The sequence below is a fragment of the Pseudoclavibacter sp. VKM Ac-2888 genome, assembly GCF_015351285.1.
Lineage (GTDB): Bacteria > Actinomycetota > Actinomycetes > Actinomycetales > Microbacteriaceae > Pseudoclavibacter.
Genome location: NZ_JADKSM010000001.1, coordinates 97,011 through 117,095, shown reverse-complemented (window position 1 = coordinate 117,095; position 20,085 = coordinate 97,011). Strand labels below are relative to the sequence as shown.

Annotated in this window: 21 protein-coding genes; 9 read left to right on the top strand and 12 right to left on the bottom strand. The window is 70.8% G+C overall.

Features of this window, described 5'->3' with window-relative positions; all coding sequences use genetic code 11:
- Positions 1 to 109 precede the first annotated feature (109 nt).
- Positions 110 to 913 carry an alpha/beta fold hydrolase gene (locus tag ITJ61_RS00575; RefSeq protein ID WP_194685185.1) on the top strand — a complete coding sequence of 268 codons (804 nt, stop codon included), beginning with the start codon at positions 110 to 112 and terminating at the stop codon, positions 911 to 913.
- Between the two features lie 115 nt (positions 914 to 1,028).
- Here ITJ61_RS00575 and ITJ61_RS00570 read toward each other — a convergent pair whose 3' ends face one another.
- The 6 genes from ITJ61_RS00570 to ITJ61_RS00545 all read right to left on the bottom strand — a co-directional run bounded on the left by ITJ61_RS00570 (position 1,029) and on the right by ITJ61_RS00545 (position 6,953).
- The gene (locus ITJ61_RS00570) at positions 1,029 to 1,436 is read right to left on the bottom strand and encodes a DUF5684 domain-containing protein (RefSeq protein WP_104240949.1); all 408 of its coding nucleotides are present in this window, start codon (positions 1,434 to 1,436) and stop codon (positions 1,029 to 1,031) included.
- A gap of 76 nt (positions 1,437 to 1,512) precedes the next feature.
- A complete protein-coding gene (locus tag ITJ61_RS00565; protein ID WP_194685184.1) occupies positions 1,513 to 3,198 on the bottom strand; it encodes an ABC-F family ATP-binding cassette domain-containing protein in 1,686 nt (561 codons plus the stop codon).
- Between the two features lie 219 nt (positions 3,199 to 3,417).
- Positions 3,418 to 3,870 carry a DUF2809 domain-containing protein gene (locus tag ITJ61_RS00560; protein ID WP_194685183.1) on the bottom strand — a complete coding sequence of 151 codons (453 nt, stop codon included), beginning with the start codon at positions 3,868 to 3,870 and terminating at the stop codon, positions 3,418 to 3,420.
- A complete protein-coding gene (locus tag ITJ61_RS00555) occupies positions 3,867 to 5,120 on the bottom strand; it encodes a flavin monoamine oxidase family protein (RefSeq protein WP_194685182.1) in 1,254 nt (417 codons plus the stop codon). The genes ITJ61_RS00560 and ITJ61_RS00555 overlap by 4 nt, the downstream gene beginning before the upstream one ends.
- An 82-nt stretch (positions 5,121 to 5,202) precedes the next feature.
- Positions 5,203 to 5,889, bottom strand: a complete 687-nt coding sequence (locus tag ITJ61_RS00550) for an ABC transporter ATP-binding protein (protein ID WP_194685181.1) — start codon at positions 5,887 to 5,889, stop codon at positions 5,203 to 5,205.
- Complete coding sequence (locus tag ITJ61_RS00545) at positions 5,886 to 6,953, bottom strand: ABC transporter permease (RefSeq protein WP_194685180.1); 1,068 nt, start codon at positions 6,951 to 6,953, stop codon at positions 5,886 to 5,888. The genes ITJ61_RS00550 and ITJ61_RS00545 overlap by 4 nt, the downstream gene beginning before the upstream one ends.
- 165 nt (positions 6,954 to 7,118) lie before the next feature.
- Here ITJ61_RS00545 and ITJ61_RS00540 point away from each other — a divergent pair, with 165 nt between their 5' ends.
- From ITJ61_RS00540 to ITJ61_RS00530, 3 genes are all read left to right on the top strand, one after another.
- Positions 7,119 to 8,321, top strand: a complete 1,203-nt coding sequence (locus ITJ61_RS00540) for a sensor histidine kinase (protein WP_194685179.1) — start codon at positions 7,119 to 7,121, stop codon at positions 8,319 to 8,321.
- Positions 8,318 to 8,944: a response regulator transcription factor gene (locus ITJ61_RS00535; RefSeq protein ID WP_104240942.1), complete on the top strand. Its 627-nt coding sequence runs from the start codon at positions 8,318 to 8,320 to the stop codon at positions 8,942 to 8,944. The genes ITJ61_RS00540 and ITJ61_RS00535 overlap by 4 nt, the downstream gene beginning before the upstream one ends.
- Positions 8,945 to 9,119: 175 nt before the next feature.
- Complete coding sequence (locus ITJ61_RS00530) at positions 9,120 to 9,803, top strand: esterase/lipase family protein (protein WP_194685178.1); 684 nt, start codon at positions 9,120 to 9,122, stop codon at positions 9,801 to 9,803.
- A 127-nt stretch (positions 9,804 to 9,930) separates the two neighbouring features.
- Here the strand turns inward: ITJ61_RS00530 and ITJ61_RS00525 are convergent, their stop codons facing one another.
- Positions 9,931 to 11,400 (bottom strand): amino acid permease, encoded by a 1,470-nt coding sequence (locus ITJ61_RS00525; protein ID WP_323744269.1) that lies wholly within the window; start codon positions 11,398 to 11,400, stop codon positions 9,931 to 9,933.
- A 128-nt stretch (positions 11,401 to 11,528) separates the two neighbouring features.
- Between ITJ61_RS00525 and ITJ61_RS00520 the strand changes: the two genes are divergently transcribed.
- Entirely contained in the window at positions 11,529 to 12,032 is a 504-nt protein-coding gene (locus tag ITJ61_RS00520) for a VanZ family protein (protein WP_181062910.1), read from the top strand.
- Here the strand turns inward: ITJ61_RS00520 and ITJ61_RS00515 are convergent.
- Positions 12,025 to 13,155 carry a sensor histidine kinase gene (locus ITJ61_RS00515; protein WP_194685177.1) on the bottom strand — a complete coding sequence of 377 codons (1,131 nt, stop codon included), beginning with the start codon at positions 13,153 to 13,155 and terminating at the stop codon, positions 12,025 to 12,027. The genes ITJ61_RS00520 and ITJ61_RS00515 overlap by 8 nt on opposite strands.
- Positions 13,152 to 13,847 carry a response regulator transcription factor gene (locus tag ITJ61_RS00510; RefSeq protein WP_194685176.1) on the bottom strand — a complete coding sequence of 232 codons (696 nt, stop codon included), beginning with the start codon at positions 13,845 to 13,847 and terminating at the stop codon, positions 13,152 to 13,154. The genes ITJ61_RS00515 and ITJ61_RS00510 overlap by 4 nt, the downstream gene beginning before the upstream one ends.
- Positions 13,848 to 13,933: 86 nt before the next feature.
- Here ITJ61_RS00510 and ITJ61_RS00505 point away from each other — a divergent pair, with 86 nt between their 5' ends.
- Entirely contained in the window at positions 13,934 to 14,656 is a 723-nt protein-coding gene (locus ITJ61_RS00505) for a M15 family metallopeptidase (RefSeq protein WP_194685175.1), read from the top strand.
- 2 nt (positions 14,657 to 14,658) lie between these two features.
- Here the strand turns inward: ITJ61_RS00505 and ITJ61_RS00500 are convergent, their stop codons facing one another.
- The 3 genes from ITJ61_RS00500 to arfB all read right to left on the bottom strand — a co-directional run bounded on the left by ITJ61_RS00500 (position 14,659) and on the right by arfB (position 17,122).
- On the bottom strand, positions 14,659 to 16,083 hold the full coding sequence (locus ITJ61_RS00500; protein WP_194685174.1) for a purine-cytosine permease family protein: 1,425 nt from the start codon (positions 16,081 to 16,083) through the stop codon (positions 14,659 to 14,661).
- Complete coding sequence (locus ITJ61_RS00495) at positions 16,080 to 16,496, bottom strand: YybH family protein (protein WP_194685173.1); 417 nt, start codon at positions 16,494 to 16,496, stop codon at positions 16,080 to 16,082. The genes ITJ61_RS00500 and ITJ61_RS00495 overlap by 4 nt, the downstream gene beginning before the upstream one ends.
- A gap of 203 nt (positions 16,497 to 16,699) precedes the next feature.
- Positions 16,700 to 17,122 carry an alternative ribosome rescue aminoacyl-tRNA hydrolase ArfB gene (gene arfB, locus ITJ61_RS00490; protein ID WP_194685172.1) on the bottom strand — a complete coding sequence of 141 codons (423 nt, stop codon included), beginning with the start codon at positions 17,120 to 17,122 and terminating at the stop codon, positions 16,700 to 16,702.
- A 90-nt stretch (positions 17,123 to 17,212) separates the two neighbouring features.
- Between arfB and ITJ61_RS00485 the strand changes: the two genes are divergently transcribed.
- From ITJ61_RS00485 to ITJ61_RS00475, 3 genes are read left to right on the top strand one after another with little or no spacing between them, the layout of a single operon-like run.
- The gene (locus ITJ61_RS00485; protein ID WP_194685171.1) at positions 17,213 to 17,878 is read left to right on the top strand and encodes a cyclase family protein; all 666 of its coding nucleotides are present in this window, start codon (positions 17,213 to 17,215) and stop codon (positions 17,876 to 17,878) included.
- A gap of 38 nt (positions 17,879 to 17,916) precedes the next feature.
- Positions 17,917 to 18,102, top strand: a complete 186-nt coding sequence (locus tag ITJ61_RS00480; RefSeq protein ID WP_194685170.1) for a hypothetical protein — start codon at positions 17,917 to 17,919, stop codon at positions 18,100 to 18,102.
- Between the two features lie 32 nt (positions 18,103 to 18,134).
- Positions 18,135 to 20,030, top strand: a complete 1,896-nt coding sequence (locus ITJ61_RS00475) for an ABC transporter ATP-binding protein (RefSeq protein ID WP_194685169.1) — start codon at positions 18,135 to 18,137, stop codon at positions 20,028 to 20,030.
- Positions 20,031 to 20,085 lie beyond the last annotated feature (55 nt).

Here is a 20,085-nt window from a genome sequence, read left to right as displayed (position 1 = left end):
AGCGGTGGCCCCCTTCCCTGATCGTAGGGTGAAATACGGGGTGAAATCACTCGTGCATGTGAAATCACGTGAATTGGCACGGATTCGCGGAGCGACTACCGTCGCTGGCATGCGCACGCTTCCGGGACACCTCACCCTCGGCGGATGTTCCCTCCGCTACTCCGACAGCCTCGACGCGGCCGACGCCGATGCCGATGCGGTTGTCCTGCTGCACGGGGCGGGCGCCGACCACACGATGTTCCGGCGCCAGGCGGATGCGCTGCGTCGGGCGGGCCTGCGCGTCGTGCTCGTCGACCTTCGCGGGCACGGGGCGTCGCGTCCGAACTCGACGGACCTCTCCCCCGAGCTGTTGGCGAGCGACGTCGAGCGGCTCATCGCGCACCTCGGCCTCGGCAGGGTCTCGCTGCTCGGGCATTCGCTCGGCGGGAATCTCGCGCAGGAGCTGGTTCGGCGCTCCCCGGAGCGGTTCCGGAGCCTCGTTGTGCTGGATTCCACCTGGAACGCCGGCCCGCTCAGCTTCCAGGAGCGCGCCGGTCTCCGCGCCGCGGCGCCCATCCTCCAGCTGGTCCCGGCGAGGAGCCTGCCGAAGCTCATGGCGGATGCCTCAGCCGTGACGGCGACGGCACGTGCCGAGCTGACGCGAACGTTCGCCGCGATGTCGAAGCGGGAGTTCCTGGCGGTGTGGCGCGCGACGACGCAGTTCGTGCGTCCGGCTCCCGGCTACCGCACACCGGTGCCGACGCTGCTGGTTCGCGGCGCGAGCGACACCACGGGGAACATCTCGCGAGCCATGCCAGCCTGGGCGGCGGCGGACGGACTCACGGAGCTCGTCGTCGCCGGCGCCGGCCATGTCGTGACGCTGGATGCGCCGGACGAGGTCTCCTCGGCGCTCGTGGAGTTCCTCGGCAGCTGAGAGAGGCGGCAGCCGCTGCAACGCGATCGGCCGCGGTGACCCGCTTGTCGTCGAGGACAAGCGGGTCACCGCGGCCGAGACGCGCGATGCGCGCGCGATGCGGGTGGAGCGGAAGCTAGGCCGTGATGGCGCGTCCGCCCGGTCCGCGGTACTGCGCAGAGCCGTAGCCCACGATGAAGTACCCGATGATCGACAGCAGCCAGAGCAGGAAGAAGCTGAACACTCCGCCCTTGCCGAACGCCTTGCCGATGCGCATCGCGACGAAGATCGAGAACACGACGTTCACGATCGGGATGAGGTAGAGCAGCACCGTCGCGCCGTGGTACCCGGCGATCTTGACGAGGATGTAGACGTTGTAGATCGGGATGATGGCGCCCCAGCCCGGGTAGCCGGCCTTACGGAAGACGGGCCAGAGGGCGATGATGAGGAGGACCCAGCCGACGAAGCCGCTGGCGGTGCCGCCGGGCGAGAGCGCTTCCCACTGCCAGGAGTCCATCTGGGTGGAGTTTTCGAGCGTGAACATAGTGACGTCCTTGAGGTCCGTGAAGCTGGTGAGATCCCCTGGGCTTCGGGGAGCGGAGCAACGCTACCGCGAGCTGTCAACTTCCTGGGAGCCTTTCGTCGCTGGACGGCACGAATTGCACGCTTCGAGGCCCGAGGTGCAGGCTCGGCCAGTCGTCGACGTCCCGCAGGAGCTGCCGATCGTGGCTCGAGAGCACAACCGCGGCCTGCGTTCCCGCGAGCGCATCGGTCAGCTCGTCAACCAGGGCCATCGAGAGGTGGTTCGTGGGCTCGTCCAAGAGCAGCACGTGCGGCTTCGCGGCGAGGACCAGCGCGAGGTCGAGTCTGCGCTGCTGCCCCATCGACAGCTCGCCGACCCGCTTGCCCGCCTCTCTCGCGCGCAGCAGGCCGAGCTGCGAGAGCCCCACCGTCTCGCTCGGTGAGACGGCGCCGGCGGCTTCGAGTTCGCCTAGTCGCCGCTCGTACACCTCCGCCGCGCGCTGCTCGAGCGGGAGCGACGATTCCTGCGGGAGCACGCCGACTCGGGTGCCGGGCTGCACGCGCACGGAACCCGCATCCGGGGCGAGGGAGCCCGCCAGCACGCGCAGGAGCGTCGACTTCCCTGCACCGTTCGGGCCGGTCACTGCCAGCCTGCCCCGATGCGAGAGCGCGAGGGACACGGGACCGTGGAGGCGCCCCGTGACGGCCACCCCGTCGACGCTCAGCAGCTCAGCTCCTGCCCGGGTGCGGAGCTCCGGGAACCGGAAGAGCCGCGGTGGTTCCGGCACCGTCACGGCGTGCGCCTCGAGGGCCTCCTGGCGACGGTGCACACTCTGCGCGAGGCCAGCTGCGCGGGTGGCTCGGCCGTGCTTGTTCGCGCCCTTGCCCGGTCGCCACCCCGTGACGAGACGGTTCTGCGCCGCGCTCAGGCTCTCCTGCAGGCGCGCCTGCTCCTGCTGCTGCCGCTCGTAGTCCTGCTCCCACCGCTCGCGCTCGGCGGCGCGCGCCTCGCGGTACCCGGCGAAGCCGTTGCCGGAGACGCGGGGCCGTTTGTCTGGCGTCGGGTCGAGGTCGACGATCGTCTCGGCCACGTCGGCGAGCAGCGCCCGGTCGTGGCTCACGACGACAACCGCCCCCGTGCGCGAGCGGAGCTGCTCGGTGAGGAAGTCGAGCCCCGCGCGATCGAGGTGATTGGTCGGCTCGTCGAGCAGCAGGATGTCGTCGTCTGCCCCGAGGAGACAGGCGAGGCGGACCCGGTAGCGCTGTCCCACGGAGAGCTCGCGGAGGAGGCGGTCTGGATCGGTCTCGGCGTCGAGGGCCTCGAGCGCGATGAGCACTCGCCGCTCCGCGTCCCACGCGTCGAGCACCTCCGCGGCCTCGAGGGCCGCGGCGTAGCGCTCTTCGGCTCTCGGACCGCCCTCCGCGAGTGCCGCTCCTGCGGCGTCGAGCTCGGCGAGGGTGGCGAGCGCCGTCGCGATGGAGTCTGCGATGGCCTGGCCGACGGTCCGAGCGTCGTCGGCGTGCATCTCCTGCTCGGCGAGACCGAGGGTGCCGATGCGCTGCACGGTGCCGCTGTCTGGCGGGAGGATGCCCGCGAGCACGTGCAGGAGCGACGACTTTCCGCGGCCGTTCTCGCCGACGATCGCGATGCGCGACGTGGCGGTGACCACGAGGTCGACGGAGGTGAGCACGGGCGTCGCGCCGCGCAGCAGCGAGACGTCGGTGAGGGTGAGCTGCGCGCGATGGCGCGCTGGAACTGAGGTGGGGGTGGTGTGCACGATCATTCCTTCAGAGCGGCGCGCCGCGAGCCGCCGAGGGCTCCCCGAGGACTCTCAGAGGGCTCGGCAAGGCGTCAGCGGCTGGGCGCGCGAAAACGGCGACCCGGAGTCGGGTCAGAGCAGGTGGCCACCGTGATGCTCGGGCGGTCTCGGTTCGAGAGACCGGCGTCAGCGAGCGCGGGAGGCCAGCTCAGCCGTTAGCAGAAGAGAAGAAGGAACACGCGTTCACGGTACCAGCGGGGCGCGACGTCGTCGAGCTCGGCTGCGCGTCACGGCCAGGTCTACGCCGAGCATGACGCCGCCGCCGAGCGCGTACACGAGCAGGTCCCTCACCTCGAACCCGGAGCCGAGGACCAGCCGGGCCGGTGCGAACGCCTCGTTCGCGCGGGCTGGCAGCTCGGTCAGCTGCAGCAGCTCGACCGCGAACGACCAGGCGAGCGCGAGCGCGAACGCGGTCCATGCTGTGGCGCGGGGCGCGAGCAGGACGACCCCGAGGTAGACGGCGACCGTGTACAGGCCGGCACCGACGATGTCCCCGAACTCCCCATCCGGAAGCGCGTAGTGCACTGCGAGGCCCAGCGCGACGGTCGCGGCGAGCAGGACCGCGGCCGCGACTCGGCGGCGCAGGGCGGCCACGCGCGAGGTCCGCTCCTGCTGGGCTTCAGCCGCGCCGCTCATGCTGGGCCGCCGCTCGTCTCGGTCAGGCGCTCGACGGCCCCGATCGCGGTGACCGCGCGGAGGCCGGAGACGACGGCGCCGTTGAGGGTCTGCTCGAGGCCCGTGTGCTCGCCCGCGAAGGCGACCCGGCCCGCTGGCACGTCGAACGCATCGAGGTCGGCCGGAGTCCAGTCGAGCGAGGCCGCCGAGTAGGAGCCGCGCGTCCACGGGTCGTCGCTCCAGTCGGTGAGGAGCACGTCGCCGTCGATGACGAGCCCCGGCCGCAGCGCCTGCAACTCGCCGACCCAGCGCCCCGGTCCCGCTTCCGTGCGCAGGGCCTCGAGGGTGCCCCTGCTCCCGGCGAAGCAGGACAGGGCGGGGATGCGGTGCTCGCCGTCGGCAGACAGGGAGCGCCAGGACCACCAGCTCAGGTCCGCGCTCTGCAGGGCGATGTCGTCGTCGACGGCGGCGAGGGGCACGCCGAGCTTCGCGGCGGTGCCCATGATGCGGTGCGAGAGGGCGGCATCCTGCCCCGGGGTGAGGGCGAAGCCGAGTCGCAGGCTGCGCAGGATTGGGAGCGGCACGGCGATCACGGCCGCGTCGGCGTGCTGCGTGCTTCCGTCAGCGAGGGTCACCTCGACCCCGCTGCTCGACTGGTCGATCGCCCGGGCCGGGTGCTCGAGCCGCACCGCGGCCCCGAGCCGGCGGGCCAGCTCGATGGCGAGCGACTGGTTGCCGCCCACGAAGCGCCCGCCGTCGTCGATGAACGGCTGGTCCGCATCCGGGTCGTAGAGGAACGCGGAGGCGGCGCTCACGAGGTTCGGGTCGTTCGCGAGGGAGGTGACCATGCGGCGGTAGACCGGGTGCTGCTGGTAGTCGGGGCCGAGCGCCTCACGGTGGGCGTCTTCGACCGAGACGCGCGTGAGTCCGTCGGCGAGCATCCCGCGGAGGGTCTCGGTGATCTGCTCGGTCGTCGCCTCGAGCTCGGCGAACGATACGTGCCGGCCGTCGACGGTGCGCCTCGCGTAGCGCACGTTGTGGCTCAGGATGGGCACCCCGAGCTCGGCGGAGAGCCGACGGATGGCGAACTCGGTCGGGAACACATACTCGCCGCCGCGCTCGGTGATCGCGCCGTTGCCGAGCCGCTGCGACCACGTTCGGCCCCCGACTCGGGCCCTGGCCTCCAGCACGCTGACCTCGTGGCCGCGCTTCCGCAGCTCCCAGGCGGCGGTGAGGCCCGCGAGGCCCGCTCCGATGACGATGATGCGCATGGGTCTCCGCCGCCTTCCGTGGTGAGCGGCCAGACGGGCCGCGCATCTGATTCTCGCGCAGAAGCGGCCCGTCGCGGGCGGCTCAGTGCTGGAGCTGCGCGAGTCTCCCATCGACCAGCTGCACCGTGTCGTGCATCCGGGGCAGGTGGGTGAGGTCGTGCGTGACGAGCAGGGTCGCCGTGTCCAGCTCCTCGGTGAGGCGCAGGATGAGCTCGATGATCGCGGCCCCGCGCTCCTGGTCGAGCGCGCTTGTCGGCTCGTCGACGAGGAGCACGCTCGGGTCGTTCATGAGGGCCCTCGCGATGTTGACGCGCTGCCGCTGGCCGCCGGAGAGCTGGTGCGGCCGCTTCGCGCCGTGCTCGGCGAGGCCGACCGCGGCGAGCAGCTCGTCGGCATGCGCTGCTGCGGCGGGCCTGCGGCGGCGGCTTCCGGGCTCACCGAGCTCGTTCATGACGAGCAGCTGCTCGCGCGCCGTGAGCGACGGGAGGAGGTTCGCCTGCTGGAAGACGATGCCGATGCTGGACCGACGCAGGGCCGCCGACTCCGTGCGGCTCATGCCGCTCGCGTCGACGCCGCCGATCATCACGCCGCCGGAATCCGGGCGGATGAGGGTGGCCGCGACGGCGAGCAGGCTCGACTTGCCCGAGCCGCTCGGCCCCGTGATGCCGGTCACGGTCCCCCGGTCGGCGGTGAGGCTGACGCCGTCGAGCGCAGTCAGGCGCCCTCCCCCGTCGGGGAAGGTGAGGGTGATGTTGTCCAGTGCGATCATCGGTTGCTCCCGAGTGCGGTGAGGGGGTCTGCTGTGGTCACGGAGCGCAGCGCGAAGGCGGCCCCGGCGAGCCCGAGTGCGATCATGATGGCTCCCGGGAGGAGGGTGGTGAGCGGGCTGAGCAGGAACGGCAGGGCTTGGCCCGCGACGGTGCCGAGGATGGCGACGAGTCCCACCCCCACGCCGATTCCAGCGACGAGCACCAGGAGGGCCTGGCCGAGGGCATCCCGTGCGAGCGATCGTGTGCTCGCCCCGAGCGCCTTGAGCACGGCGATGTCGCCCTGCCGCTGCATGGTCCACACCGTGAAGAACGCGCCGATCACGAGCCCGGAGATGCCGAACAGCATCGCGACCATGAGCAGCAGCGAGCCGACCTCTGAGCGGAACGCGGCGAGCGCGCCGAGAGCACCGAGCAGGGTCTCGGAGACGGTGCCGGTCTCGGCATCCGCCGCGGCCCAGTCCGGGTCTCCCGAGACGGCGAGCACGGTGGCGTAGGCGCCGGGAGCGCCCGTCTGCTCGGCGAGCGCCTGCCAGTCGGCGAGGGTGACCTGCACGACCGGAGTGTGGCTGTACCAGGCCTCCGGTCCGATCGAGGCGACGTCGAAGGCAGCGCCGCCGATGGTGACCTCGTCGCCGACCGTGGCGTCGAGGTCCTCTGCCGCGGCTTCGGAGAGCGTGATCTCGCCTGCCGCCGCTGGCGAGGTATCCGCGAACCCTGCCGGGACCCCGAAGACGGCGACGGCGGCCCCCGTCTCGGCAGTCTCGGCCCGCAGCTGGCTGATGCCGAGCGGGTCGACGCTGCGCACGCCGGGGAACGAGGCGAGCGTGTCCGCCTGCTCACGAGACGGCGACGAGGTGGAGAAGCTCGGTGCGTCGTCACCCGCTGGGACGGTGAAGACGAGGCGGTCGGCGGGCAACGCCAGGACTCCCGAGATGTTCTGGGTGGCGAGGCCGCCCGTGAGCCCACTGAGGAACCCGACGAGCACGGTGATGAGCGCGACGACGGCGCCGATCAGCACGAATCGGCCTCTCGCGAAGCGGAGGTCGCGGAGCGCGACGAACATGGTGGTCCTTTCCTGCCGCCAGTTCCGGCGGCTCAGGCAACCCTCCCGCCGAGCACCCACGCCCGGCATCGCCCGTCGGCACACTCCTCGCGGACCGCACGATGGAGTCGTCGCTCCACCTTTCGAAGGATGACCGCGACGCGAGCCGTGTCTAGGCTGAGCCGCATGCCGACCACTGCGCTCACTCCCGTCTTCGTGGGTCTGCGCACGGGGCTCCACGCCCTCTTCTTCGGACTCCTGGCGCTGGTCGCCGTGCGCGCGGTGCTCACCCCCGAGCAGAGCACGGCGCTCGTGCTGGCCGCGACGCTGCTCTTCGGCGCGACGTACGCGCTCGGGGCGATCGCCGCATCCAGGCGCACGCGGCTGGTGGCCGCACTGCCCAGGCAGCGGCTGCTCTGGGTACTCGCCCTGACGCTCGAGTGGATGCTGCTGCTCTGGCTCTCCCGGGAGGCCGCGTACCTCGTCTTCCCGCTCTTCTTCGTGTACCTGCACCTGCTCGGCCGACGGGCTGGGATGCTCGCGGTCGGCGCGACGACGGCCATCGCCGTCATCGGCCTCGGGCTTCACGAGGGCTGGTCGGTCGCCGGTGTCATCGGCCCCTGCATCGGCGCGGGCGTCGCGGTGCTCATCGGGATCGGCTACGAGGCGCTCGCGAAGGAGGCGAGGGAGCGGGAGCAGCTCATGCGGGAGCTGTTGGCGACGCAGGAGCACCTCGTCGCGACGGAGCGGGAGGCGGGCACCCTCACGGAGCGCTCCCGCCTCGCCCGCGAGATCCACGACACGGTCGCGCAGGGCCTCGCGAGCATCCAGATGCTGCTGCACGCCGCCGAGCGCGCCGACCCCGACGGCGCCGGGGTCGGGCACATCCGGCTGGCGAGGGAGACGGCCGCCGACAACCTGGCCGAGACGCGACGCTTCATCCGCGAGCTGTCGCCGCCGGACCTCGACGGCATGGACCTCGAGCAGGCGCTGCGGCGGCTCGCGGACGCGACGTCGGCCGCGCACGGTATCCGCGTCGAGGTGCACAGCAGCGCCGACTCCCTGCCCATGCCCGTGCAGACCGCCCTGCTGCGCATCGCGCAGGGCGCCATCGCCAACGTCGTGCAGCACGCTGGCGCGAGCCGCGCGACCATCACCCTCGACGAGTCGGCGGCCGGGCTCGTCTTCGCCGTCGCCGACGACGGCCGGGGCTTCGACGCCAGCACCCACGAGCAGGTTGGCGGTGCGAACTCGGACTCGTTCGGGCTCGTCGCCACCCGTGAGCGAGTGCAGCAGCTCGGCGGCTCCCTCGACGTCACCTCCAGCGTCGGCCAGGGCACCACCCTGACCGTCACGCTCCCAACGCGCCCCAGGGAAGGCACCGCATGATCCGCGTCGTGATCGCCGACGACCACCCCGTCGTCCGAGCAGGCCTCCGTGCCCTCCTCGGCCTCGAGCCCGACATCGAGGTCGCGGCGGAGGCGTCCACCGCCGAGGAGGCCGTGCAGGCGGCGGCCACCGAGCGGCCCGACCTCGTGCTCATGGACCTCCAGTTCGGTGCGCGCGAGAACGAGAGCGGCGCATCCGCGACCCGCCGCATCCGCAGCCTCCCCGACCCGCCGCACGTGCTCGTCGTGACGAACTACGACTCGGAGGGCGACATCCTCGGGGCCGTCGAAGCTGGCGCCAGCGGCTACCTGCTGAAGGATGCGCCGCCCCACGAGCTGCTCGCGGCGGTCCGGGCCGCGGCGAGCGGTGCGAGCGCGCTCGCGCCGCCCATCGCCTCCCGCCTCATGGACCGGCTCCGCACGCCCCAGCAGAGCCTCTCGCCGCGGGAGATCGAAGTGCTCGAGCTCGTCGCATCCGGACTCTCGAACACGGACGTCGCCGCGGCCCTCTTCGTCACGGAGACGACCGTGAAGTCGCACCTCGCGCACGTCTTCACGAAGCTCGGCGCAACGTCCCGCACCGCGGCGGTCTCCGAGGCGAGGGCACGCGGCATCCTCCGGTAGCCTGCTCGTTCCCCCGTCGAAGCCGCGCCTGAGCGCAGCAGGCTGAGACCCGTTCCAGGGAAGGCGTTTGCATGGCAGTCCTCACACCGCGGCTACGGCGTTCGGTTCACCCCGCGCATGGCCCGTCTCCCGCGGGGTCTCCGTCAGGGCCTCCCGCCGGCGATCGAGCCGCGCGATGATCGGAGGCGCACTGCAGAAGCTCGGCTGGTGGGCGCTCGACTACGTCTACGCGGTCGAGCGGCAGGTCCGTGCCGCCTTCAGCCGCGCCGAGGCCAGCTCGTACCTCAGCGGCGACGGGGCCCAGGTCGTCATCATCCCCGGCGTCTACGAGCCCTGGCGGTTCATGCTGCCGCTCATCGAGGCCATCCACGAGAACGGCCACCCCGTGCACGTGCTCGAGCCGCTCGGCTTCAACCACCGGCCGGTCCCGGATGCGGCCGAGCACGTCGCCGCGTACCTGCGGGCCCACGACCTGACGGACGTGCTCCTCGTGACGCACAGCAAAGGCGGGCTCGTCGGCAAGTTCGCCATGTCGTTCGGCGACAGCGCCGAGCGGATCGCGGGGATGCTCGCCATCGCGACGCCGTTCGCGGGCTCCCGCTACGCGCGCGCGATGGCCGTCTCGAGCCTGCGCATCTTCTCCCCCAGCGACGCGACGATCCTCGCGCTGGCCCGCGAGAGCGACGCGAACGCCCGCATCGTGTCCGTGTTCGGACGCTTCGACCCGCACATCCCCGACGGCAGCGTGCTCGAGCTCGCACGCAACATCGAACTGCCGACGGGCGGCCACTTCCGCATCCTCACCCACCCCGGCATCCTGCGGGGCTTCGCGGTGCTGAAGGAGCTGACCGGGGCCTGAACCGGCGAAGCTGAGGCGCACCGGCCTGGCGGCGACCGGTCACGGCCCGGGATTCGCGACACAGGACTCGCGACCCGGGACTGACTGCCTGGGATCACGCCCCAGAGCTCGTGCCCCGGGTTTCAGCTCAGTGGTGCTCGCCGCGCAGCAGCTGCACGGGGTCGATGCCCTGCCGGCGCAGGCGGCGGTTGGTGAAGGCGCACGCGATCGCGATGACGGCCGTCATGGCGAGCGTCGCGAGCAGCTGCTCCCGTGAGCCCTCGTTGAGCATCGTCAGGACGACGATCACGACGAGGATGACGCCGGCGAGGATGCTCAGCCACGGGAACCCGGGCATGCGGGCCGTGAGGGTCTCGCCGCGCGCATCCGCCCGCCGCCGCAGCACGAACTGCGATGCCGTGACCGTCGCCCACAGCACGATGAGCGTCGAACCGACGATGTTGAGGAGCGTCGGGAGCACGGCGTCTGGGGCGAGGAAGTTGAAGATCACCGTGAGGAAGCCGACACCGACCGAGACGAGCACCGCGATGGTCGGAGTGCCGTTCTTCGCGAGGCGCTGCATGCCGCGGGGCGCGAAGCGACGCTCGGAGAGCGAGTAGACCATGCGGGAGGCACCGTAGAGGTTGGCGTTGAGCGCCGAGAGGAGGGCGATGACGATGATGGCCGACATGATGAGGTCGACGCCCGGGATGTTCGTGAGGGCGAGCACCGCGGCGAAGGGCCCCGCGACGACGGCTGGGTCCGTCCAGGAGAGTGCGGCGACGATGACGAACACGGAGCCGATGTAGAAGAGCAGGATGCGCCACAGCACGCTGCGCACGGCGCGGCGGATGCTCGTGGCCGGGTCGCGCGTCTCGGCGGCGGCGATCGCGGTGAGCTCGGTGCCGCCGAAGCTGAACATGACGATGAGCAGGGCCGCGGAGATGCCGAGGATGCCGGTTGGCGCGAATCCGTCGCCGGCGACGAGGTTCGAGAGGCCCGGGGACGGGACGTCGTGGATGAGCCCGAAGAGGAAGGCGGCGCCCAGCACGAGGAAGCCGATGATGGCGGCGACCTTGAGCACCGCGAACCAGAACTCGAAGGAGCCGTAGCGGCGCACGCCGAGGAGGTTGATGAGCGTGAACGCGACCATGAAGGCGAGCGCCCACACGCCTTGCGGTATGCCGGGCGTCCAGGCTGCGACGATCGCGGCCGCGCCCGTTGCCTCGGCGGCGATGACGATGACCAGCTGCATCCAGTAGAACCAGCCGAGCGTCGCGCCGGCCGTGGCGCCGAAGGCCTTCGCCGCGTACACGGAGAAGGCGCCGCTCTGCGGGTCGGCGGCGGCCATCTCGGCGAGCATGAACAGCACGAGGATGACGAGCAGGCCCGCGACCGCGTAGGAGACGAGCACGGCGGGGCCCGCGACGGCGATCGCCTGCCCCGAGCCGACGAAGAGGCCGGCGCCGATGGCGCCGCCGAGGCCCATCATCGCGAGCTGGCGCGGCGAGAGGGAACGCTGCAGGTGGTGGGCGGCGCTGGCCTGCCCTGCGACCGCTTGCGGTTCTCGCGCAGCCTCGTGCTGGTTGGAGTTCTCGGATGCGCTGGCGGAAGTCACAAGCCGGAAGTCTCTCACGAATGGCGACCCCGGCACGGCGCCCCTGGATTCCGCTGAGCTGGCGGGTATCGTCCGCGTATCGAAACCCGCATACGCCGCCGCAACACGCCCCTCGAGAGGCTGTAGCCATGAGCTACAGCCGAGCAGACCAGACCCTGGAACTCCCGACGACCGGGGCGTTCGCCACCGCCCAGCGGGCGCCGAGGACTCGTCGACCGTCGCGGGCGCCGCGCTTCCTCGTGGCCGTGCTCTTCCTCGCGTACCTGGTGCTGCTGACGTGGCTCATCGTGTGGAAGCTCGAGGTGCCGTTCGTCGGGTGGGGCGAGACGAGGCACCTGAAGCTCATCCCGTTCATCGCGAGCGAGGGGTACGCGGCGAGCAAGCCGCTTGAAGTGCTCGCGAACGTCGCCGTCTTCGTGCCGTTCGGCCTCTGCACTGGGTACCTGTGGCGCGTCCTGCCCGGCCCGAAGACGTTCTTCGCGGCCGGCTTCACGAGCCTCGCGATGGAGACGACGCAGTTCGCGCTCGCCGTCGGCAGCTTCGACACGAGCGACATCGTCGCGAACACCGTGGGTGCCCTGCTCGGCGCTGCCGTCGTCGCCCCGAGCGTGCGTCGCGCGGCGTTCAGCTAGCGCGGGCGCCCGGCTGGGAGCCGAACTCAGCCCGGGTCGCGGCCCACGTGGCTGGCGGCAGCTGGACGGTCACGCGCAGCCCGCCCCCGTCCCGGGCCGCGAGGCGCATCGTCCCGCCGTGGGCCTTGACGACGCTCTTCACGATAGCGAGGCCGAGCCCAACCCCGGCGTGGTCGCTGCGGGCGCGCTGCTCGCCGCGCTGGAACGGCTCCGTGAGGGTCGCGAGCAGCTCGGGGCCGACGGTACTTCCCGTGTTCTCGACGACGAGGGTCGCCGCATCCGGTGCCGACGCCGTCGTCAGGCGCACCGTGCCGCCCTCGGGGAGGTTGTGGACGATCGCGTTGTGCAGCAGGTTCGTCGTGAGGAGGGAGATGAGGGCAGGCGAGCCGATCGTGTCCGCGGCCTCACCCTCCGTCTCGATGGCGACGCCGCGCTTCTCGGCGAGCGGCAGCAGCGTCTCGGCCGCTTCCTCGGCGACGAGCGACAGGTCGACGCGCTCGGTCGCGAAGGTGCCGTGCTCGGTGCGGCTCAGCACGAGCAGCGCCTCGGTCAGCTCGATCGCGCGCGCGTTGACCGAGTGGAGGCGCCCGAGCACCTCGTCGTGGTCGTGCCCCGGGTCGCGGCGGGCGACGTCGAGGAGCGTCTGCGAGATCGCGAGGGGCGTGCGCAGCTCGTGCGAGGCGTTCGCCGCGAAGCGCTGCTGCTGCGCGACGTGCGCCTCGAGCTGCGCGAGCATGGCGTCGAAGCTGTCCGCCAGCTCGGTGAACTCGTCGCTCCGTCCGTCGAGGCGGATGCGGTGCGACAGCGACCCGGCCGCCGCGGCCCGCGTGGCGTTCGTGATGCGGGTGAGCGGGGCGAGCATCCGCCCCGCCAGGAACCAGCCGCCGACCAGCGCGAAGACGAGCAGGAACAGCAGCGCCCAGGCCGCGGCCGGCACGAACGCGCGGACGAGGTCGGTGCGGCCGGGGAAGAAGGTCCACTCGCTGGCCATCGCCTCAGCCGGAACGTAGCGGAGGAGGAAGGCGTAGACGACGGCGAGCAGCAGGGCGCCCGCGATCATGAGGAAGGCCGCGTAGCTCAGCGCGAGCTTCAGGCGGACGCTGAGGCCGCGCTGCCTCGTCACCGGAGTTCGTTCTCGTCGAGCACCGATGAGGCCTCGGCGTCGATGCGGTAGCCGACGCCCGGCACGGTCACGATGAGCCACGGCTCGCCGAGACGCTTCCGGAGCGCGGAGACCGTGATGCGCACGGCGTTCGTGAAGGGGTCGGCGTTCTCGTCCCACGCCTTCTCGAGCAGCTCCTCAGCGCTGATCACTCCCCCGCCGGCGCTCATGAGCACTTCGAGCACCGCGAACTGCTTGCGGGTGAGGGCGACGTAGCGCCCGTCGCGGTACACCTCGCGGCGGAACGGGTCGAGCTTGAGGCCGGCGATCTCGTGGATAGGCGGGCGGCTGTGCGCGCGGCGGCGGTTGAGGGCTCGCAGCCGGAGCACGAGCTCCTGCAGCTCGAACGGCTTCGTGAGGTAGTCGTCGGCGCCGAGCTCGAACCCCGACGCCTTGTCGTCGAGGCGGTCGGCGGCCGTGAGCATGAGGATGAGCACCCCGCTCTTGGACGCGACGATGCGTCTTGCGACCTCGTCGCCGGACGGGCCGGGGATGTCGCGGTCGAGCACGGCGACGTCGTAGTCGTTGACGCTCAGCAGCTCCAGCGCGGTGTGCCCGTCGCCGGCGATGTCGGCGGCGATCGCCTCGAGCCGCAGCCCGTCACGGATCGCCTCCGCCATGTAGGGCTCGTCCTCTACCAACAGCACACGCATGTGCCGATGATACGAGCCGCGGCATATCGCCCGCGTATGGGAAACCCGCAACGCCAGGGCAACGTGCGCTCGCCTGAACTTGTCCCATGACGCTCACCAGCTCGCCCCGCCACCAGCGCACCGTCACCGACCCACCCGCGAAGAAGCGCAGCGTGCGCCTCCTCGTTGGCGGCGCATCCCTCGTCGCGCTCGCAGGTCTCTGCGTCGCGCTCTTCTCGGCGCAGCTCGGGCAGACGGCCGCGTCGCACCGTGAGGCTCCGGGGCCGGAGGCGGTGCTCGCCGCCCCTTCCACGGCCGGGTCGGGCGGGTCGGGCGGCGGAACGGCAGTCGAAACCAGCTCGGGGGATGCCGGCGCGGAGAACCCAGACGGGCGGCTCCAGTTCGGCACGACGGCGTTCGAGACCGAGTACGCCGGCATCGCCAACCTCTCCCCCGTGCTCCTCGACGCGCTGCAGGAGGCGACGAGCGACGCCGAGCTGGACGGCGTGTACGTCATGGTCAACAGCGGGTGGCGGTCGGCCGAGCTGCAGCGGCAGCTGCTGCGGGATGCGGTCGCCGAGTACGGCTCCGCGGAGGAGGCCTCTCGGTGGGTCGCCTCCCCGGAGACGTCCCTGCACGTCTCGGGCGACGCCGTCGACGTGGAAGGTGGGGGTGCATCCGACTGGCTCGCCACCAACGGGTCCCGGTACGGCCTCTGCCAGACGTACCTCAACGAGCCGTGGCACTTCGAGTTCCAAGCCTCAGCCCCCGCGAACGGCTGCGCCGAGCAGTACCCCGACCCGACGTACGACCCGCGGCTGCGGGGCTAGGTTCAGTTCCCCCGACCCGGCTCTCCCGCCTCTTCCTCCTCGTCGAGCAGGTGCCCCGCGTGGATAGCGTCGCGCGGGTCGGCGAGCCCAAGCGGCTTCACAGCGCGCAGCGCCCAGGTGAGACCGAGGTAGAGGGCGAAGCTCACCGCGAAGGCCGGGATGTTCGCCCCGATGGGGCTCGGAGCGACGTACGCGAGCACGTACGAGAGCGCGGCGCCGAAGATCCACACGAACACCGCCACCCAGTTGATGCCACCCAGGTACCAGTAGCGGCTCTCGGGCCGCTCCTGCAGGATCTGCCGCGAGTAGCTGCGGCGCTTCAGCAGGTAGTAGTCGGCGATCATGATCGCGAACACGGGCACGAAGAACGCGCTGATGATGAAGAGGAAGTCGGTGAACTGGTTCAGCAGGCCGAGGAACGTGGATCCGATGATCGAGATGATGCCGAGCACGATCGCCGTCGGCAGGAAGCGGAGGTGCCACTTCGACTGCGCGTTGATGACCGAGGTGACCATGCCGAAGACGACCATCGTGTTGGTCGCCATCACCGACAGGAAGATCGCGATGCCGAGCGGCCAGCCGAACTCGGCGACGATCACGGTCGGGTCGAAGGCGATCGCCTCGCCTCCGCGAAGGAGCACGACGCTGAACGCGACGAGGCCGAGGAACATGGCGATCGTGGTCGAGAGCGTGTAGCCCACGCCCGAGCCGACGACTCCGGCGACGCTGTTCTTCGCGTGCCGATTCATGTCGGCGGAGAGGACGGTCCACGAGATGGCCGTCGCGATGACCAGGTCGAGCGTGATGAACGGGGTGCCGCCGAGCTCCGCATCCACGGGCAGCGCCGCGAATTCGCCGGGGCTGAACGCGCCGAACGCTGCCGCGAACACGAAGCCCATGACGACGAGGATCACGAGTGCCAGCCACGGCTCGACGCGAGAGATGCCCGTGTGGCCGAAGATCGCGAGCACGACAACGATGCCCTGGCAGATGGCGGAGAACAGCATCGGGTTCGAGAAGCCCGTCGCCTCGAAGACGAGGAAGTCGACGGTGACGCCGGCGAGCATCGCCTGCACCCAGCTCCACCCCATCAGCACGATGAGATTGGAGGCCGCCGGCACGAGGCTGCCGCGGATGCCGAACGCGCCACGCGTGAGCGCCATCGTCGGGAGGCCCGTGCGGGTGCCCATGTTGCCGATGAGCACGAGCACGATGACGCCGATCAGGGTGCCGAGCACGATCATCCCGGTCGCGGTGCCGAACGAGACGCCAGGCACGAAGAGGGTGCCCGTGAGGAGCGTCGTGACGACGAGGTTCGCGGCGAGCCAGATGAGGGCGATGCGGATGAGCGACTGCGTGCCTCGGACGGGGCCCGCGGAATCGTCCTGGCCGTCGAGGTTCAGGGCCATGGTCTTCGGGCCGGTCATGAGGATGCCTCCGCGTCAGTCGTCGGCGCGGACAGGTGCTCATGGACCGCGATGAGCGAGCCCTCGTCGCCGACCGTGAAGACGATGCTCTCCCGCTCGAGGTACGAGTCGGGGCCGCCAGCAGAGTCGACGCTCGTCGCGACCGTGTGGCTGAAGACCGCGCCGCCCGGAAAGACCTGCACGAGACGGTCGGTGGATGCGCACGAGACGACCCGCCAGCCCGCTGCGACCCAGCCCGCCCAGAGCGCCTCGTACTCGGCGCGCGAGTCGAGGCGCGCAGGCTCGGGGTGGAAGACGAACGACGCGTCCGGCGCGAACCAGGCGAAGTACGCCTCGGTGTCGGTCGCGCGGAAGGCGTCGATGATGGCATCGGCAGCCGCGAGCACTGCCTCCTGCGTGGGTGTGGTCGTCATTCAAGTGCTCCTTCGGACTTGGTGGGCTCTGCTGACAGGCTTCGAACGGCGGTCGGCTTCCGGCCATCGCAGTGCAGTCGCCGCACAAACCAAGCAAACACCTACACGCCGAGCCTCGTCCAGGGAGGAACCGAACTCATTTCGGTTGACAAGGGGCATTATGTCCGAGTCGTCCAGCGCTCAGCGCGCCGCATTGGTCGTGGTTAGTCGTGGGACGGGCGCCTGCGCTGCGCCTTGGTGGCGGAGCGTTGGCCCTTCGACTCGAGCCTGCGGCGCTGCGAGCCCTTCGTGGGCTTCGTCGCGCGACGCTTCGGTCCGGGCGGCGCGAGGCCCTCGCGCACGAGGTTCGCGAGCTTCTCGAGCGCCGCCTCGCGATTGCGGAGCTGCGAGCGTCGCTCGGAGGACGCGACCGTGAGCACCTCGTCGACGAGGCGTTTCCCGAGTCGATCCAGGAGCATCCGCCGCTGCTCGTCGCTGAGCACGAGCGATGCTTCGACGTTCCAGAAGAGCTCGACCCGGCTGTCGGAGGTGTTGACGTGCTGCCCGCCCGGCCCGGAGGATCGCGAGAAGCGCCAGCCGAGCTCCGCGGCTGGAATCGTGAGCGAGCGTGACACCTCCAAGTCCATGCGCCAAGCCTCCCACGGGCGCCGCCCGCGCGCAGGCGCAGGCGTTGCGGCAGGCGATTCCTGCAGCAGGCCGATGCGTAGGCTTCGAGCATGACGCTCACGCTTGTCGACCTCACGCATCCGCTCACCTCGGGCATGCAGATCTACCCCGGCGACCCGGAGGTGCGGGTCGAGCCCGCCACCTCGCTCGCCGACGACGGGGTTGTGGTGCACGCCCTGCAGCTCGGGACGCACACCGGCACGCACCTGGATGCGCCCTCGCACTCGATCGCCGACGGAGCAACGGTCGATCGCCTCGATCTCGGTCGGCTCGTGGGACCGCTGCACCTCATCGACGTGACCGAGCTCGCGCAGCCCGGACGCAGGATCGAACTCGCTCAGGTCGCCGCCCAGCTCGAGCAGCTCGCGGCCGGCACGATCGTCGTGTTCCGGACCGACTGGTCGAAGCGGTTCGGGCAGCCCGACTATCTCGAGCATCCCTTCTTGGATGCGGCGATCGCCGAGCGTCTGCTTGCTGCAGGTGTGACGGTCGTCGGTGTCGACACCCTCAGCCCGGACCGCACCGACGCGACTGCGGAGTCGGCCGAACTGCCGTTCCACGACGTCTTCCTGGGCGCGGGCGGCGTCATCATCGAGAACCTCACAAACCTCTCGGCCGTCGACCCGGCCCGCGACCCCTGGATCTCGGCCCTGCCGCTGCCCTTCACGGGCCTCGACGGGTCGCCGGTGCGGGCGGTCGCGATGCACCGCGCCTGACCGTCGGAGGCGCCGCGATCGCCGAGCGGATTTCCGCCGTGAAGGTGGCGCGAAACGGAGGCCCCGCCGAGCGCTCCTTCTCCCCCGACGTCCGGAGCATCCCGGACGGCGTCGCGGAGGACAACGCGTCCGTCGAGGCCGAATCGCAGCAGGTGTGGATTACCTACATCGAACGTCCTTCGCCCCTGGCGGACAACCGCAAACGCGGGCGAACCGCGATCTAGGCTGAGCCTCCTGCTTACGGGAAGGAACCGCTATGAGCATGGAAGGCGCTGCCTGGAGTTCGCTCTACAAGATTTCGTCCGCCAGGGATGGAAAGCACGGCTTCTCGCGTGAATCGGTGCGGCGCATCCTGACGTTCGCGGTGCCCTACCGGACCAAGCTGGTGCTGTTCATCGCCCTGTCGATCGTTGGCGCGTTCCTCGCGGTCGCGACGCCGGTGCTCGCCGGCCAGGTGGTCGACGTCATCGTCGCCCGGGGTGCAGTCAGCACGATCGTCTGGATCGCCGTCGTCATCGCCCTCGTGGCCATCGCCGACGCTGCCGTGTCGCTCGTGACGCGCTGGTACTCGGCGAGGATCGGCGAGGGCGTGATCCTGGACCTCCGCACCGCCGTCTTCAACCACGTGCAGAAGATGCCCATCGCGTTCTTCACCCGCACGCGAACGGGCGCTCTCGTGAGCCGCCTGAACAACGACGTGATCGGCGCTCAGCAGGCCTTCAGCGGCACGCTGTCTGGCGTGGTCACGAACCTCGTGGCGCTCATCCTGACGCTGATCGTCATGCTCAGCACGTCCTGGCTGGTCACCGTGCTCGCCGTGATCATGCTCCCCATCTTCCTGATCCCCGCGCGGCGTATGGGCAGCCGCCTGGCCGCGCTGCGCCGCGAGGCCGCCGACCACAACTCGGCCATGAGCACGCAGATGACCGAGCGCTTCTCGGCGCCCGGCGCCACCCTCGTCAAGCTGTTCGGCCGGCCGGATGAGGAGGCCGAGGAGTTCCGAGTGCGCGCCGCGCGCGTCCGCGACATCGGCGTTCGCACGGCGATGCTGCAGTTCGTCTTCTTCACCGCGCTGATGCTGGTCTCCGCGCTCGCCCTTGCGCTTGTCTACGGGCTCGGCGGTGTCCTCGCGCTCGGCGGCCAGCTGGAAACCGGTGATGTCGTCACTCTCGCGCTGCTCCTCACGCGCCTCTACGCGCCGCTGACGAGCCTCGCGAACGCACGGGTCGAGATCATGAGCGCGGTGGTCAGCTTCGAGCGTGTCTTCGAGGTGCTGGATCTCGAGCCGCTCATCCAGGAGAAGCCCGACGCCACCGTCGTCCCCGACGGCCCGGTGTCGGTCGAGTTCGACGACGTCCGGTTCGCCTACCCGTCCGCGGACAAGGTGTCGCTCGCCTCCCTCGAGGAGGTCGCCACGCTGGATACCCGCGGCGGCGAGGAGGTGCTGCACGGGGTGTCCTTCCGCATCGAGCCGGGGCAGACCGTCGCCCTCGTCGGCACGTCCGGTGCCGGCAAGTCGACGATCGCGCAGCTGCTCTCGCGCCTCTACGACGTCGACAGTGGCGCCGTGCGTCTCGCGGGGGCGGATGTCCGCGACGTCACCTTCGCGTCGATGAGGCACACCCTGGGCATGGTCACGCAAGACGGCCATCTCTTCCACGAGACCATCCTCTCCAACCTGCGCCTCGCCAGGCCGGAAGCGACCGAGGACGAGGTGTGGGATGCGGTGCGCCGTGCGCGGCTCGAGCCGCTCATCCGGTCGCTGCCCGACCAGCTGGACACCATGGTGGGCGAGCGCGGCTACCGGCTGTCCGGCGGTGAGCGCCAGCGGATGACCATCGCGCGGCTCCTGCTCGCCCAGCCGCGGGTTGTCATCCTCGACGAGGCGACGGCCGCGCTCGACTCGACGTCGGAAGCCGCCGTGCAGGCGGCGCTCAGCGAGGCGCTCGAGGGACGCACCGCGATGGTGATCGCCCACCGCCTGTCCACCATCCGCAGCGCGGACCAGATCCTTGTGATCGAGGACGGCTCCATCGTCGAGCGCGGCACGCATGAGGAGCTGCTCGCCGCGGCCGGGCGGTACGAGGAACTGCACCGGACCCAGTTCGCCGTGCAGAAGAACGTGGCGGTGGATGAGGATGCCAACGTTTAAGTTCGCACAGGGAAGGCGCCTCCATCGCACCTGCCCTCAGCACGGTCCGCGTAGG

What these genes read in the sequence shown, in the direction of transcription:
- ITJ61_RS00520 (WP_181062910.1), top strand. Translation starts at nt 11,529, where the DNA reads ATGAGCTACAGCCGAGCAGACCAGACCCTGGAACTCCCGACGACCGGG.
- ITJ61_RS00500 (WP_194685174.1), bottom strand. Translation starts at nt 16,083, where the DNA reads ATGACCGGCCCGAAGACCATGGCCCTGAACCTCGACGGCCAGGACGAT.
- ITJ61_RS00545 (WP_194685180.1), bottom strand. Translation starts at nt 6,953, where the DNA reads ATGTTCGTCGCGCTCCGCGACCTCCGCTTCGCGAGAGGCCGATTCGTG.
- ITJ61_RS00475 (WP_194685169.1), top strand. Translation starts at nt 18,135, where the DNA reads ATGAGCATGGAAGGCGCTGCCTGGAGTTCGCTCTACAAGATTTCGTCC.
- ITJ61_RS00560 (WP_194685183.1), bottom strand. Translation starts at nt 3,870, where the DNA reads ATGAGCGGCGCGGCTGAAGCCCAGCAGGAGCGGACCTCGCGCGTGGCC.
- ITJ61_RS00535 (WP_104240942.1), top strand. Translation starts at nt 8,318, where the DNA reads ATGATCCGCGTCGTGATCGCCGACGACCACCCCGTCGTCCGAGCAGGC.
- ITJ61_RS00575 (WP_194685185.1), top strand. Translation starts at nt 110, where the DNA reads ATGCGCACGCTTCCGGGACACCTCACCCTCGGCGGATGTTCCCTCCGC.
- ITJ61_RS00540 (WP_194685179.1), top strand. Translation starts at nt 7,119, where the DNA reads ATGCCGACCACTGCGCTCACTCCCGTCTTCGTGGGTCTGCGCACGGGG.
- ITJ61_RS00510 (WP_194685176.1), bottom strand. Translation starts at nt 13,847, where the DNA reads ATGCGTGTGCTGTTGGTAGAGGACGAGCCCTACATGGCGGAGGCGATC.
- ITJ61_RS00555 (WP_194685182.1), bottom strand. Translation starts at nt 5,120, where the DNA reads ATGCGCATCATCGTCATCGGAGCGGGCCTCGCGGGCCTCACCGCCGCC.
- ITJ61_RS00565 (WP_194685184.1), bottom strand. Translation starts at nt 3,198, where the DNA reads ATGATCGTGCACACCACCCCCACCTCAGTTCCAGCGCGCCATCGCGCG.
- arfB (WP_194685172.1), bottom strand. Translation starts at nt 17,122, where the DNA reads ATGGACTTGGAGGTGTCACGCTCGCTCACGATTCCAGCCGCGGAGCTC.
- ITJ61_RS00485 (WP_194685171.1), top strand. Translation starts at nt 17,213, where the DNA reads ATGACGCTCACGCTTGTCGACCTCACGCATCCGCTCACCTCGGGCATG.
- ITJ61_RS00550 (WP_194685181.1), bottom strand. Translation starts at nt 5,889, where the DNA reads ATGATCGCACTGGACAACATCACCCTCACCTTCCCCGACGGGGGAGGG.
- ITJ61_RS00495 (WP_194685173.1), bottom strand. Translation starts at nt 16,496, where the DNA reads ATGACGACCACACCCACGCAGGAGGCAGTGCTCGCGGCTGCCGATGCC.
- ITJ61_RS00530 (WP_194685178.1), top strand. Translation starts at nt 9,120, where the DNA reads ATGATCGGAGGCGCACTGCAGAAGCTCGGCTGGTGGGCGCTCGACTAC.
- ITJ61_RS00570 (WP_104240949.1), bottom strand. Translation starts at nt 1,436, where the DNA reads ATGTTCACGCTCGAAAACTCCACCCAGATGGACTCCTGGCAGTGGGAA.
- ITJ61_RS00505 (WP_194685175.1), top strand. Translation starts at nt 13,934, where the DNA reads ATGACGCTCACCAGCTCGCCCCGCCACCAGCGCACCGTCACCGACCCA.